This is a genomic window from Actinomadura sp. 6N118 (assembly GCF_044326415.1).
GTDB lineage: Bacteria > Actinomycetota > Actinomycetes > Streptosporangiales > Streptosporangiaceae > Spirillospora.
The window spans coordinates 116,400-129,251 of sequence record NZ_JBIRAZ010000023.1; the positions used below are offsets into that span (position 1 = coordinate 116,400).

Below are 12,852 nucleotides of genomic sequence, written 5' to 3' on the forward strand. Positions count from 1 at the left end.
CCCCCTCGGCAGCACGCCACAAATGAAGCGCAGGCCGACCAAGGACTCCACGTCGCAGGATTTTTCTTGAATTTTCCCTAACATCCACCAACGGGGTGTAGAACCCCCGTCACCATTCGCAGCCTAGAGGCGGCGCGCCACCTCGGTGGCCCAGTAGGTGAGGACTATGTCGGCGCCGGCGCGGCGGATCGCGGTCAGCGACTCGTTGATGGCGCGGTCGCGGTCCAGCCAGCCCTTCTCGGCGGCGGCCTCGATCATCGCGTACTCCCCGCTCACCTGGTAGGCGGCCACCGGCACGTCCACCGCGTCGCGCACCCGGCGGACGACGTCGAGGTAGGCGCCGGCCGGCTTGACCATGACCATGTCCGCGCCCTCGTCGAGGTCGAGGAGGACCTCGCGGAGCGACTCGCCGGCGTTGGCGGGGTCCTGCTGGTGGGTGGAACGGTCGCCGAACTGGGGGGCGCCCTCGGCCGCCTCACGGAACGGGCCGTAGAACGCCGACGCGTACTTGGTGGAGTAGGCGAGCACCGAGGTCTCGTGGTGCCCCGCCCGGTCCAGCGCGGCGCGGATCACGCCGACCTGGCCGTCCATCATCCCGCTGGGCGCCACCACGGCGGCTCCCGCGGCTGCCTGGGCACCGGCGATGGCGGCGTACCGTTCGAGCGTCGCGTCGTTGTCGACCTCACCGTCCGGGGTGACGATGCCGCAGTGCCCGTGGTCGGTGTATTCACACAGGCACAGGTCGGCCATGAGGACGATCGCGTCGCCGATGTCGGAGTGCAGGTCGCGCAAGGCCACCTGGACGATGCCGTCGGGGTCGTCGCCGGCAACGCCGATGCCGTCCTTCACCGCCGGGATGCCGAACAGCATGATGCCGCCGACGCCGGCCTCGGCAGCCTCGTACGCCGCCTTGCGCAGGCTGTCGCGGGTGTGCTGGTAGACGCCCGGCATGGAGCTCACCGGGTTGGGCTCGCCGATGCCCTCCTTGACGAACATCGGCAGCACCAGGTCGGACGGGGCGAGCCGGGTCTCGGCGACCAGCCGGCGCAGAGCCGGCGTGCGGCGGAGCCGCCGGGGACGCGCGACGGGAAACTGAGCGGACATGACCCTTCTTTCCTCTTTGTGCCGGCCCTATTTGCGGCGGCGGGCTCCCCGGCGCATCTGGCTGGGCTTGCGCAACGGGTCGCCGGCCTCGACCTGGGCGGCCCTCCGCTTCGAACCGTACTCCGCCAGTGCCTCGGCGAGCGCCGAAACCGACGGCTTCTCGGCCATGACGTCCACGCGCAGACCGTATTCTTCCGCGGTCTTGGCGGTCTGCGGGCCGATCACCGCGATCACGGTGACGTTGTGCGGCTTGCCCGCGATGCCGATGAGGTTCTTGACCGTCGAGGACGAGGTGAACAGCACCGCGTCGAACCCGCCGCCCTTGATCGCCTCGCGGATCGGCGCGGGCGGCGGCGCGGCCCGGACGGTCCGGTAGGCGGTGACGTCCTCGCACTCCCAGCCGAGATCGGTGAGCTTGGCGATGAGGGTGTCGGTGGCGATGTCGGCGCGCGGCAGCAGCACCCGGTTGATCGGGTCCAGGTCCTCGTCGTACGGCGGCCACACCTCGGCCAGGCCCTCGCTGGACTGCTGGCCGCTGGGAACCAGATCGGGCTGGATGCCGAACTCCACGAGCGCGGCGGCGGTCTGCTCGCCGACCGCGGCGACCTTGAGCCCGGCGAAGGCGCGGGCGTCCAGGCCGTAGTCGACGAACTTCTCCCGGATCGCCTTGACCGCGTTGGTGGAGGTGAAGACCACCCACTCGTAGCGGCCGGTCACCAGGCCCTTGACGGCACGGTCCATCTGCTGCGGCGTGCGCGGCGGCTCGACCGAGATCGTCGGCACCTCGTCCGGCACCGCGCCGTACGAACGGAGCTGGTCCGACAGCGAGGCCGCCTGCTCCTTGGTGCGCGGCACCAGCACGCGCCACCCGAAGAGCGGCTTGGTCTCGAACCAGGACAGCTTGTCACGCCAGCCGACCACGTCCCCGACGATGATCAGCGAGGGCGCCTCCATGCCCTTGGTGTCGGGGACCAGCCGCTGCAGCGTGGAGACCACGGTCTCCTGCTCGGTGGTGGTGCCGAGGCTGGTCATCGCGGCGGGCGTCGTGTCCGGGCGGCCGGCGGCGATCAGGCCCTTGGCCACCTCGCTGACGGCCCCCTCGGCGCCGAGGATCACCAGGGTGACGTGGGGGGCGGCGAAGGCCTCCCAGTCGACGCCGCCGTCGGCCGCGTCGATGATCCGCACCTCACGGTGCTTGGTGTCGGTGAGCGGGATCCCCGCGTACCCCGGCACGCCGGTGGCGGCGGAGACGCCGGGCACGACCTCGAACGGGACGCCGGCCTTGGCCAGCGCGCCGCCCTCGGCAGCCAGCCCGCACGCCAGGCCGGGGTCACCTTGGAAGAGCCGGACGACGCGCTTGCCCGTCTTGGCCGCTTTGGCCGCCAGCTTGGCGGGGTCGGCGTCGGTGGAGTCGAGGATCTCGGCGTCCGGGCGGCAGTGCGCGAGGACCTCGGGGTGGACGGCGCCACGGTTCACGACGACGACGTCGGCGCGGCCCAGGACGGCGGCGGCGCGCAGCGTCAGCAGGCCCGGGTCGCCCGGGCCCATGCCGACGAGCGAGACGAGACCGTCGGCCGTGCGGCCGTCCTTCTGTTCGGCGGGGCTCTTACTGGGGCTCAAGGCGCTCCCCCATCAACTGGTCGGCCCCTTGGCCGAGCAACCGGGCAGCGAGATCGCGCCCCAGCTCCTCGGCATCGTCAAGGCGGCCGCTTGCGGACAGCCGAATCTGGCGGCTCCCGTCGTGCGCGACGACGGACGCGGTCAGATGCAGCTTTTGTTCTACTTCGGCAGCGTATGCTCCCACGGGCGCCGAACATCCCGCTTCGAGCACCGCCAGCACCGTGCGTTCGGCGGTGACCGCGGCCCTGGTGGCACGGTCGTCGACCGTTCCAAGAAGCTCGCGGAGCTCGGCCCGGTCCGCGCGGCATTCGAGGGCCAGCGACCCCTGGCCCGGCGCGGGCAACATCTGGTCGGGCTCGAAGATCTCGGCCACCGCCTCCAGCCGGTCGATCCGCCTGAGCCCGGCGTAGGCCAGCACCACGGCGTCGAGCTCGCCGTCGGTGACCTTCCGCAGCCGCGTGTCGGCGTTGCCGCGGATCGGGACCACGTTCAGGTCCGGGCGCAGCGCCCGCAGCTGCGCGACCCGGCGCGGCGACCCGGTGCCGATACGGGCCCCGGTGGGCAGATCGGCCAGCTTCGCCGGACCGCACAAGGCGTCTCGCGGGTCGTCACGGCGCGGTGTGGCCGCGAGCACGATCCCCTCGGCGGGGCCGGTGGGCAGGTCCTTCAGCGAATGCACCGCGAAGTCCACCTCGCCCGCCAGCAGCTTGTCCCGGAGCGCGTTGACGAAGACCCCGGTGCCGCCGATCTGCGCGAGCAGAGCCTTGGAAACATCACCTTCGGTCGTTACCCCGACGAGCTCCACGGCATGCCCCGTACGCTCCGACAATGCGTCGGCGACCAGCTGGGACTGGGTCGTCGCCATGAGACTCTTGCGCGTTCCGAGCCTGAGTACGGTCACGTGCCGCTTCCTTCGATATTGCCCGCGCCGCCCTCAGCTGCGCCGCCATCACTCGCTTCGCTCGCGATGTCGGCTCGCGTCACCGCTTCGGGCGCCTTCGGATCGAGGTCGAAGAGCTCGCGCAGGGCGTCGGCGTAGGTGTCGCCGCCGGGGGCCGCGGCCAGTTCCTTCACCCGGACGGTCGGCGCGTGCAGGAGCTTGTCCACCACGCGCCGTACGGTCTGGGAGATCTCCTTGCGTGCCTTGTCGTCGAGCTCAGGCAGCCGGCCGGTCAGGCGGGCCAGCTCGGCTTCGACAACGTCGGCCGCCTTGCTGCGCAGCGCCACCACGGTCGGCGCCACGGCGGCGGCGCGGGCGGCGCCGAGGAACGTGGACACCTCCTCGGCGACGATGGCCCGGACGGCCTCCACGGCCTCGGGCCCGATCGCGTCGGCGGCCTGCTCGGCGGTCCGCAGCTCCGCCAGCCCGGCGAGGGCGGCCCCCGGCAGGTCGCGTACGCCCGGATCGACGTCGTGCGGGAGGGCCAGGTCCAGGAAGAAGCGGCGGCGGCCGTCTCCGGCCGCCCCGGCTGCCTCCAGCTGCCCCTTGGTGAGGACAAGGCCGGCGGCGCCGGTGCAGGACACGACCAGGTCGGCGCCCGCCAGCTCCTGATCAAGGTCGGCCAGGACGATCGCCCGCGCGGAGACTCCGGTCGCGGTGGCGTCGGCGGCCAGCCGGACGGCCTTGTCGTAAGTGCGGTTGGCGACCACGATCTCGTGGGCACCGGCCCTGGCCAGCGTGGCGACGGCCAGCCCGCTCATCGCGCCGGCCCCCACCACCAGGGCGTTCACCCGGTCGAGTGGCCCGAGGTGCTGCCGGGCCACGTCCAGGCCCACGCTCACCAGGGACGCGCCGGCCTGGTCGATGCCGGTCTCGTGGTGGGCGCGCTTGCCGACCCGCAGCGCCTGCTGCAGGAGATCGTGCAGCTCCCGGCCGATGGTGCCCTCGTCCTGGGCGTGCCGGAAGGCCGCCCGGATCTGCCCGAGGATCTGCCCCTCGCCGATGACCATCGACTCCATGCCGCAGGCCACCGAGAAGGCGTGCTGGACGGCACGGTCCTCGTAGTGCACGTAGAGGTGCCGGGCAAGCTCGTCCAGGGGGATGCCGGAATGCACAGACAGCAGCTCGGAGATCGAGGAGACACCACCGTGGAACTTGTCGACCACGGCGTAGACCTCGACCCGGTTGCACGTCGACACGATGGCCGTCTCGGCCACGTGCGGGGAGTCGTTGACCGCGTGCAGCAGCTTGCCGAGGTCGTCATCGGTCACCGCGGTCCGTTCGAGCATCGCCACGGGTGCGCTCTGATGGCTGAGGCCCACCACCAAGACGCTCATGCTTCTACCGCCTCCACATACTGCGTGGGCGTGGCGCCGGGCGGGGGACCCGGCGGGGCGGCCGCCTTGGGGGCCGCGCCGTCCATCGCGTCGAAGTCGCCCGGGCCGCCCGCCTTGCGCTGCTCGTGGAACGCGAGGATCTGCAGCTCGATCGACAGGTCGACCTTACGCACGTCCACGCCGTCCGGTACGGAGAGCACGACGGGCGCGAAGTTGAGGACGCTCGTGACGCCGGAGGCCACCACCCGGTCGCACACCCCTTGGGCGGCGCCTGCGGGCGTGGCGATGACGGCGATCGAGACGCCGCGCTCGCCGATGATGTCCTCCAGCCGGTCGATGTGCTCCACGGTGAGCCCGGAGATCTCCTCGCCGACGATCTCTTCGTCGGCGTCGAGGAGGCCCGCCACACGGAAGCCACGGGAGGCGAAGCCGCCGTACCCGGCCAGCGCTCGGCCCAGGTTACCGACCCCGATGATTGCCACGACCCAATCCTGGGTCAGGCCGAGTTCACGAGAGATCTGGTAGACGAGGTACTCCACCTCGTAGCCGACCCCCCGCGTGCCGTACGAGCCGAGGTGGGACAGGTCCTTGCGGAGCTTGGCGGAGTTGACTCCGGCGGCGGCCGCCAGCTCCTCCGAGGACACGGTGGCGACCCCGCGGTCCTGCAGGCTGTGCAACGCCCGCAGGTAGACCGGCAGGCGGGCCACGGTGGCTTCGGGAATGCCGCGATCGGCACGATCGCGAGTGCGGGTCTGTCGAGAAGTCACGGCCTGCTCTTTGGGGGCTCGACGCTTGGGGTGGGGCCCGAGAACCCCTGGCCCTGGGCAGACCGGGTCCGGTGACAGCCCAGGGCTGTCCACCAGATTAAGCCTTTGTGAATACATGCACAAAGTCGCCCCCGGCTTAGGAGACCCGTCCGCCCGGCCGTCGCTCCACTGAAAGCCCTGACCAGGCAGGACTCAGCGGGGCCGCCGGGACGCTCTGGCACCACGGTACTCGTCCGGAAGATGTGACCGACCAGACATTCCGGTTTCGGGGGAATTACGGCCCTACTCCGGGATCAGCGCAATTCCTTGACGGCCTTGCGCAGCCGCGCCTCGTCCACCCGCCAGAAGTCGTGCTGCACCCCGTTGATCAGGGTGACCGGGATCTGCTCCCAGTACTCCCGGGTGTCCTCCTCGGATTGCGTGATGTCGCGCTCCTCCCAGCGGACGCCGAGGTCCGCCGCCACCCGCCGGATCACCTCCCGGGCGTCGTCGCACAGGTGGCATCCGGGCTTCCCGAGCAGGGTGATGAGAACGTCCATGATCAGCTCACAGGCGAGGATGGTCGGGCGCGGCCGGGGCGGGCAGCGGCACCAGGTTGGCCGAGCCGAGCTTGAGCTCGATGACGTTGGTCGCGATCACGTGGGTGCGCGAGTCGGTGAGGAACCGCTGCAGGTGCGGCTGCTGCCGGTGGGAGGCGAACGCCGACTCGTCCCGGAACAGCTGGTAGAAGATTCGCTGTGTGGGGGCGTTGACCACTTCGTGGCAGGCGAAGATCAGCGTTTCGGGCTCGGTGGCGCGCGCCGCCCGGACGAGCTCCTCGGCCAGCCGGTCGAACGCCTCCTCCCGGCCGTCGAGCAGCGTGTAGACGGTGATCTGGCCGTACGCCTTGGACAGATCACCCTGGCCGAAGCCGCCGGCCGCACCGCCGAGCGCGGCGCCCGCGCCGGCAAGGCCGGCCGAACCGGCCGCGCCGAGGGCGCCGGCGGCCAGCGAGCCGGCACCGAAGCCCGCCATTCCGGACGGCCCGGCGACCTTCATGTCGTCGATCGCGGTCGGAGCGGGCGGCTCGGGGAAGCGGAGCTCCTCGCTCGCGGCCGGGTCGGGGAAGCGCAGCTCGCCGCGCTTGGTCGCAGGCTTGGCAGGCGGAACGGGCGGGCCGGGCGCGACGGCGGTGTGCTGCGCGTCGACCGGCGGCGGGTGCGGAGCGGCGTAAGCCTGGTCCGCGTAGCCGGAGGCACCCTCGTCGCGGTACTCCTCGCCCGCGTAGCCGTCGTCGTCGGCGTACACCGGCAGGGTCCGCATCGCGCCGTACCAGACCAGCCCGGCGGCGCCGCCCAGGGCGACGACGGCGATCGGCCCGGGGAGGAATCCGCGGGTGCCGGCGACGACCAGCACGCCGGCCAGTGCCACCAGCGCGATCGGGATGAGCAGCTCGTAGGCCTCACGGTCCTGCTTGCTCGCCAGCAGGGCGGTGACGATGGCGCACGCGACGAGCGCGAGGACCGCCACCAGATGCGCGCCGTTGATCAGCAGCGGCGGCAGGGCGTCATAGATGTCGTCCGGCTTGGGCAACTTCTTGCTGAACGAGCCGCGCAGCGGGTCGAGCATGAGGATCACCGTCGCCACGACGGTGTAGGACACCGCGAACAGCCAGGCGGCGAACCGCACCTGGACGATCCGGGCGATCAGCTCGACCATGCCGAGGGCCAGCCAGACCGGTGCGACGAGCGCGCCGCCCAGCTCCATGACGCGGAACAGCGCGTCGTTGAAGCCGAGCAGGAACCCCAGCGTCATCGCGAGGAGCGCGACCGCGATCCCGACCGAGGTCAGCGACCATGCGATCAGGTAGAGCAGCCGGTCCTTGTAGGCGCGCGAAATGAGCAACCCGGTGGCGATTAAAGCGCCAAGGGTCGCCAGCAGCGCGAGAAGAGCATCGACCATCGCGCCCCATGGTGCCCGATTCGGAGCGATGACGGGTAACCGCTGTCGAGGAAGTGCGGGGAACCACGACGCTCCACCCGCCCAACGGCCCCATATGGACGGGGTTGGCCAGAGGCACACCATTGCCTGGCGTACCTATCGGTATCTAGAGTGGCATTTCACGCCGGAGGTCGCGTACGCCCCGAGGAGAACTGCATGAGCAGCTTGACCCTCGATGCCCGAGTCACGTTGCTCCGCCGACCGACCCCTCCACCGGCCGCTCCCGGTCAGGAAGCCGCAGCGGAAGAACGCGGCGAGATCATCAAGGCGCTCGTTCTCCGCGCCCGGGACGGCGACGCAGAGGCGTTCGGCACGCTCTACGACCACTACGTGGAGCTGGTCTACCGGTACGTGTACTACCGGGTGGGCGGGCACTCCCTCGCCGAGGACCTGACCAGCGAGACCTTCCTCCGGGCACTACGGCGGATGCGTGATTTCAACTGGCAGGGCAAGGACTTCGGCGCCTGGCTGGTGACCATCGCGCGCAACCTCGTCGCTGACCACTTCAAGTCCAGCCGCTACCGGCTGGAGGTCTGCACCGCCGAACTGCTCGAACCCGACCGGCCCCAGGAGGGTCCGGAACGGGCCGTCCTGGACTCGATGACCAACAAGACCTTGCTCGCCGCAGTCCGGAGACTCGGCTCCGAGCAACAGGAATGCGTGGTGCTCCGCTTCCTGCACGGTCTCTCCGTCGCCGAGACGGCGCTGGTCATGGGCAAGAAGGGCGGGGCGATCAAGGCACTGCAATATCGCGCCGTCCGGTCCCTCGCCCGCATGCTCCCGGACGATCTGCGGTCCTGACCACCCGTATTTACTGGACCTGTCGTCCATTAATGGCGATCCCGTAACCACAAAAGCACATGCTCGTTCTTGCGAGCAGAACGCATTCGCGGCGTGGGGGCGCCAAGCCACGGCTCATCCTTACGAGGACTGCGGGCGGGGCTGAGGGAAGGCCTGCAAGCGCAGCTTGTCCGTTGACAGGGCGGCTGGGTGGGGGCTGAGGGAAGGCGGGCATGAACACACGGCGGACCAAGGGAGAGGGTGACAGCGCCAATCCGCTGTCAGGTCTGCAGGTGAGCAGGGCGGGACCGGACCCGGAATTCCGCGCGGTCCTGCGCGAGCGGCTGATGACGGCGGTGCAGAACGGAGGTGAGGACCATCGCAATTCCGGCCGAGGTGACGGCCGGACGAAGGCCGTTGACTAGGCTCAGGGCATGCGTCGATTCTGGCAGCGCGACAAGGACGAGGACCCGGTGAGCGCGGGTAAGGCGGCCGCCGCGGCGGCGACCGCAGATGAGCACTTGCCCGTACCCGATCCGAACGCCGCGGCGTTCTTCGACGTCGACAACACGATGATGCGCGGCGCCTCGATCTACTACTTCGCGCGCGGGCTGGCGAGCCGCAAGCTCTTCACGATGCGCGATCTGGCCATGTTCGCCTGGGGCCAGGCCGCGTTCCGGCTGCGCGGCTCGGAGAACGCCGAGCACATCAGCAGCGCCCGCGAGGCCGCCCTGGCCTTCGTGGCCGGGCAGAAGGTCACCGACCTGGTCCGGCTCAGCGAGGAGATCTACGACGAGGTGATGGCCGACCGCATCTGGCACGGCACCCGTACCCTCGCGCTCCAGCATCTGGACGCCGGCCAGCAGGTCTGGCTCGTCACCGCCACCCCCGTGGAAGTGGCCCGCACCATCGCCCACCGCCTCGGCCTGACCGGCGCCCTCGGCACGGTCGCCGAGACCCGCGACGGCGTCTACACCGGCCGCCTGGTCGGCAACCTCCTGCATGGCCCCGCCAAGTCCGAGGCCGTCCGCGCCCTCGCCCAGCGCGAGGGCCTCGACCTGAGCCGCTGCGCCGCGTACAGCGACTCGATCAACGACCTCCCCATGCTGACCGCCGTCGGCCATCCGCACGCCGTCAACCCCGACTCCGACCTGCGCGACCATGCCAAAGAGCACGACTGGCCGATCCACGACTTCCGCACCGGCCGCAAGGTCACCATGGTCGCCCTGCCCGCCGCCGCAGGCGCCGGAGCCCTCGCCGGAGGAGTGGCCGCAGGCATAGCCCTCCGCAAGCACTACAACAACCGCTAAAAGACCGCCGACCCGACCCGGCTCGGTCACCACGCAGCAAGCTCAGCCCCCCGCGAGCGCGCTAACGGGTCGTGAAGCGAGCCGCAGGCGAAAGCTAGAAGAACGCAGCGCCTCGGCGGAGGAGGGTGTCGTAGAGCATCTGCTGGACGTTCTCGCGGACGTGGTCGGTGAGGTTGAAGAGCGTCATCGGGTCGTCGGCGGCGTTCGCGTCGTACTCGTCCATGGGGATCGGCTCGCCGAACTGGATCATCCACTTGGAGGGCAGCGGGACCAGGCCCAGGGGGCCGAAGAAGGGGAACGTGGGCGTGACCGGGAAGTAGGGCACGCCGAGGAGACGGGCCAGGGGCTTGAGGTCGGCGATCTTGGGATAGATCTCCTCGGCGCCGACGATCGCGCACGGGATGATGGGGACGTTCGCGCGGAGGGCTGTTTCGACGAAGCCGCCGCGGCCGAAGCGCTGCAGCTTGTAGCGGTCACCGAACGGCTTGCCGACGCCCTTGAACCCCTCCGGGAAGACCCCGACGAGCTCGCCCTTGTCCAGCAGCCTGGCCGCGTCGGAGTGGCAGGCCAGGGTGTGCCCCGCCTTGCGGGACAGGTGGCCGAGGACGGGCACCTGGTAGACCAGGTCCGCGCCGAGCAGCCGCAGGTCACGGTGGACGTGGTCGTGCATGCCCACCGACAACATGATCCCGTCGATCGGCAGCGTGCCGGAGTGGTTGGCGACGATGAGGGCGCCGCCCTTCTCCGGCACGTTGTCGAGGCCGAAGAGCTCCACCCGGAACCAGCGCTCGTAGAGGGCGCGGGCCACCGGCAGGAGGACCGAGCTGTTGAACTCCGGGTCGAAGCCGAACTCGTCGACGTCGTAGTCGCCCGCGAGGCGGCGGCGCAGGAACGCCAGCCCTGAAGCGATCTTGCGTTCGACCGGGTTGCGCCGGGGTTCCTCGTCATGCCGGGTCGCGTTCAGGGGGATCACCTGGGCGCCCTCGTCCCCGCCGAACCGCTCGTCCTCGTGGTGCGCGTTCATGGAACCTCCGTGCACGTCAGTCGCGGGTGAGGGCCGCGGCCAGGCGGTCGAACAACTCGAGCGGTGCGGTGCGTCCCAGGCCCTGCGCCGAGACGAAGTCGGCGAACGCCGCCTCCGAGCCGTACTTGGGCCTCCAGGAGAGCTCGTTCTCCAGCCTGGCTGTGTCGATGACCCGGCCGTACATCAGCCAGCGCAGCAGTTCGGGTGAGAAGCCGGACAGACCGGCGAAACGTTTGCCGAGATCGCCGAGGGCGGACACCGAGGGCGCGGGCATGGGGACGTACGAGCGGCCGGCCCGGCGCAGCGCCTGGGACAGCAGCAGCACGCCGTCACCGGCGACGTTGAACGTGCCGGGATGGTCTTCGACGGTCATCCGCCGCAGAACCTCGATGCCGTCGTCCTCGTGCACGAACTGCAGCCGCGGATCGAAGCCGAGGACCGTCGGCACGACGGGCATGCGGAAATAGCGGGTCAGCGGGGAGTCGACCCCCGGCCCGAGGAAGTTGGCGAAGCGCAGCACCGAGACCGTGAGGTCCGACCGCCGCCGCCGCAGCCCCCGCACGTAGCCCTCGACCTCGACGGCGTCCTTGGCGTAGCCGGACGTCGGGGCCTCAACGGGCTCGTCGTGCTCGCCGAAGACCGCCGGGTTCATCGGCGAGGAGCCGTAGACGGCGGCCGAGGACCGCACGACGAGCTTGCGCATGTCCGGCGACCGCTGGCACGCCGCCAGCAGCTGCATCGTGCCGATGACGTTGACTTCCTTCATCTTCGACCGCGGACCGACCGGTGAGGTCACCAGATTCAGGTGGACCACCGTGTCGACCTCCGCGGCGGAGATGACCTTGGCGATGCTCGGCGTGCGGATGTCGACGCGCACGAACTCGGTGCGTCCGAGCGACGTCGTAGGGGGGACCGTGTCCACGCCGATGACCCGCTCGATGCCCGGGTCGGCCTGGAGGGTGTTCGCGACCCGCGCCCCTAGGAAACGGGAGACCCCCGTCACCAGTACGACGCGAGCCGCGGCGGAGGGCATAGAGGACACTGTGCGCCCCACCCCTTACGGCTGAGTAGCCTGCGTGTTTACTTCTTGTTACGACGCTGAATGCGCGTCTTCTTCAGCAGCTTGCGGTGCTTCTTCTTAGCCATCCGCTTGCGGCGCTTCTTGATGACAGAGCCCACGAGACCTCGCTCGGCGTATCTGGAGTAGTACAGGAGATGGACGTGCGATCGGCGATGTCTCGACGAGCGCGCACGGTCCGCTGCCCAAGGGTACCGCTGACCCGGTGGCGCTCCGGCCACCGGTCGTCACCGCGTCTGGATCGCCTGTGGTCACGGACATACCGATACCCGGGTCGCCGCGGGCACCCATGGGGTCCCCGGCTACCCGGGCGCCGGCTCTGGCGGCCTCACCGAGGCCGCCAGCCGGTCGATGTCCGTGCCCTTCTATCCGTCCCCGTGTGCTGCCAGCAGATTCCGTGCAAATGCCCCCTGCACGGCCGGATGTGAAGAACGTCGCGGGGTCGTGAAGCATGACCCCGCCATACCCTCCGTGGGCGGTGGATACCACCTCCGTGGACGGCGAGTATGCCTCCGTCTGCGGTGGTGTACCGCCTTATCCGGCTTCGATGAACGCGTCGCGCAGATAGTCGTGAACGGCCTGCTCGGGAACCCGGAACGAACGTCCCACACGGATTGCGGGCAGTTCGCCTGAGTGGACGAGGCGGTAGACGGTCATCTTGGACACCCGCATCACCGCCGCCACTTCGGCCACAGTCAGGAACCTGACCTCACTCAGAGGTCGCTCGCCTGAGCTCATCGGACGCCCTCTTCCACACGTGCCGCGCACCGGCCCTTTGGGTGACTTTGATCACGCACGTGTACTTCCTCCAGCGTAAATCGTGTATCCACAGTCGCAAGAGGGGAGTTCCACCCAATTCCGTATCCCGCCCTGACGGAACGGCCACAGTCCGCTTACGTACACAGCGTGGAC

General features: G+C 70.1%; 14 protein-coding genes. 3 read left to right on the forward strand and 11 right to left on the reverse strand.

The genetic code is table 11. The features are described from left to right. Nucleotides 1–123: 123 nt before the first annotated feature. The 7 genes from hemB to ACH34W_RS43240 all read right to left on the reverse strand — a co-directional run bounded on the left by hemB (nucleotide 124) and on the right by ACH34W_RS43240 (nucleotide 7,709). Nucleotides 124–1,104, reverse strand: coding sequence for a porphobilinogen synthase (hemB, locus tag ACH34W_RS43210; RefSeq protein ID WP_395967023.1), 981 nt, complete (start codon nucleotides 1,102–1,104; stop codon nucleotides 124–126). Between the two features lie 27 nt (nucleotides 1,105–1,131). After that, nucleotides 1,132–2,724: a uroporphyrinogen-III synthase gene (locus ACH34W_RS43215; protein WP_395967024.1), complete on the reverse strand. Its 1,593-nt coding sequence runs from the start codon at nucleotides 2,722–2,724 to the stop codon at nucleotides 1,132–1,134. Continuing rightward, the gene (hemC, locus tag ACH34W_RS43220) at nucleotides 2,711–3,625 is read right to left on the reverse strand and encodes a hydroxymethylbilane synthase (RefSeq protein WP_395967025.1); all 915 of its coding nucleotides are present in this window, start codon (nucleotides 3,623–3,625) and stop codon (nucleotides 2,711–2,713) included. The genes ACH34W_RS43215 and hemC overlap by 14 nt, the downstream gene beginning before the upstream one ends. Further along, a complete protein-coding gene (locus ACH34W_RS43225) occupies nucleotides 3,622–5,001 on the reverse strand; it encodes a glutamyl-tRNA reductase (protein WP_395967026.1) in 1,380 nt (459 codons plus the stop codon). The genes hemC and ACH34W_RS43225 overlap by 4 nt, the downstream gene beginning before the upstream one ends. Next, nucleotides 4,998–5,768, reverse strand: a complete 771-nt coding sequence (locus ACH34W_RS43230; protein ID WP_395967027.1) for a redox-sensing transcriptional repressor Rex — start codon at nucleotides 5,766–5,768, stop codon at nucleotides 4,998–5,000. The genes ACH34W_RS43225 and ACH34W_RS43230 overlap by 4 nt, the downstream gene beginning before the upstream one ends. Nucleotides 5,769–6,061: 293 nt before the next feature. Next, the gene (locus ACH34W_RS43235) at nucleotides 6,062–6,307 is read right to left on the reverse strand and encodes a glutaredoxin family protein (RefSeq protein WP_395967028.1); all 246 of its coding nucleotides are present in this window, start codon (nucleotides 6,305–6,307) and stop codon (nucleotides 6,062–6,064) included. A gap of 7 nt (nucleotides 6,308–6,314) precedes the next feature. Further along, nucleotides 6,315–7,709 carry a putative quinol monooxygenase gene (locus tag ACH34W_RS43240; RefSeq protein ID WP_395967029.1) on the reverse strand — a complete coding sequence of 465 codons (1,395 nt, stop codon included), beginning with the start codon at nucleotides 7,707–7,709 and terminating at the stop codon, nucleotides 6,315–6,317. A 195-nt stretch (nucleotides 7,710–7,904) separates the two neighbouring features. On the opposite strand from ACH34W_RS43240, the gene ACH34W_RS43245 reads away from it, so the two are divergent. The 3 genes from ACH34W_RS43245 (at nucleotide 7,905) to ACH34W_RS43255 (ending at nucleotide 9,838) form a co-directional block, all read left to right on the forward strand. Next, nucleotides 7,905–8,549 (forward strand): sigma-70 family RNA polymerase sigma factor, encoded by a 645-nt coding sequence (locus tag ACH34W_RS43245; RefSeq protein WP_395967030.1) that lies wholly within the window; start codon nucleotides 7,905–7,907, stop codon nucleotides 8,547–8,549. A gap of 212 nt (nucleotides 8,550–8,761) precedes the next feature. Next, nucleotides 8,762–8,953, forward strand: coding sequence for a hypothetical protein (locus tag ACH34W_RS43250; protein WP_395967031.1), 192 nt, complete (start codon nucleotides 8,762–8,764; stop codon nucleotides 8,951–8,953). Nucleotides 8,954–8,962: 9 nt separating this feature from the next. Next, complete coding sequence (locus ACH34W_RS43255; RefSeq protein WP_395967032.1) at nucleotides 8,963–9,838, forward strand: HAD family hydrolase; 876 nt, start codon at nucleotides 8,963–8,965, stop codon at nucleotides 9,836–9,838. Between the two features lie 94 nt (nucleotides 9,839–9,932). On the opposite strand, the gene ACH34W_RS43260 is transcribed toward ACH34W_RS43255, so the two are convergent. From ACH34W_RS43260 to ACH34W_RS43275, 4 genes are all read right to left on the reverse strand, one after another. Beyond that, entirely contained in the window at nucleotides 9,933–10,862 is a 930-nt protein-coding gene (locus ACH34W_RS43260) for a lysophospholipid acyltransferase family protein (protein ID WP_395967033.1), read from the reverse strand. Nucleotides 10,863–10,878: 16 nt separating this feature from the next. Continuing rightward, the gene (locus tag ACH34W_RS43265; protein WP_395967034.1) at nucleotides 10,879–11,895 is read right to left on the reverse strand and encodes an NAD-dependent epimerase/dehydratase family protein; all 1,017 of its coding nucleotides are present in this window, start codon (nucleotides 11,893–11,895) and stop codon (nucleotides 10,879–10,881) included. Nucleotides 11,896–11,942: 47 nt separating this feature from the next. Then, nucleotides 11,943–12,041 (reverse strand): 30S ribosomal protein bS22, encoded by a 99-nt coding sequence (locus tag ACH34W_RS43270; protein ID WP_018654693.1) that lies wholly within the window; start codon nucleotides 12,039–12,041, stop codon nucleotides 11,943–11,945. A 433-nt stretch (nucleotides 12,042–12,474) separates the two neighbouring features. Continuing rightward, a complete protein-coding gene (locus tag ACH34W_RS43275; protein ID WP_026414196.1) occupies nucleotides 12,475–12,678 on the reverse strand; it encodes a helix-turn-helix domain-containing protein in 204 nt (67 codons plus the stop codon). Nucleotides 12,679–12,852: the final 174 nt, after the last annotated feature.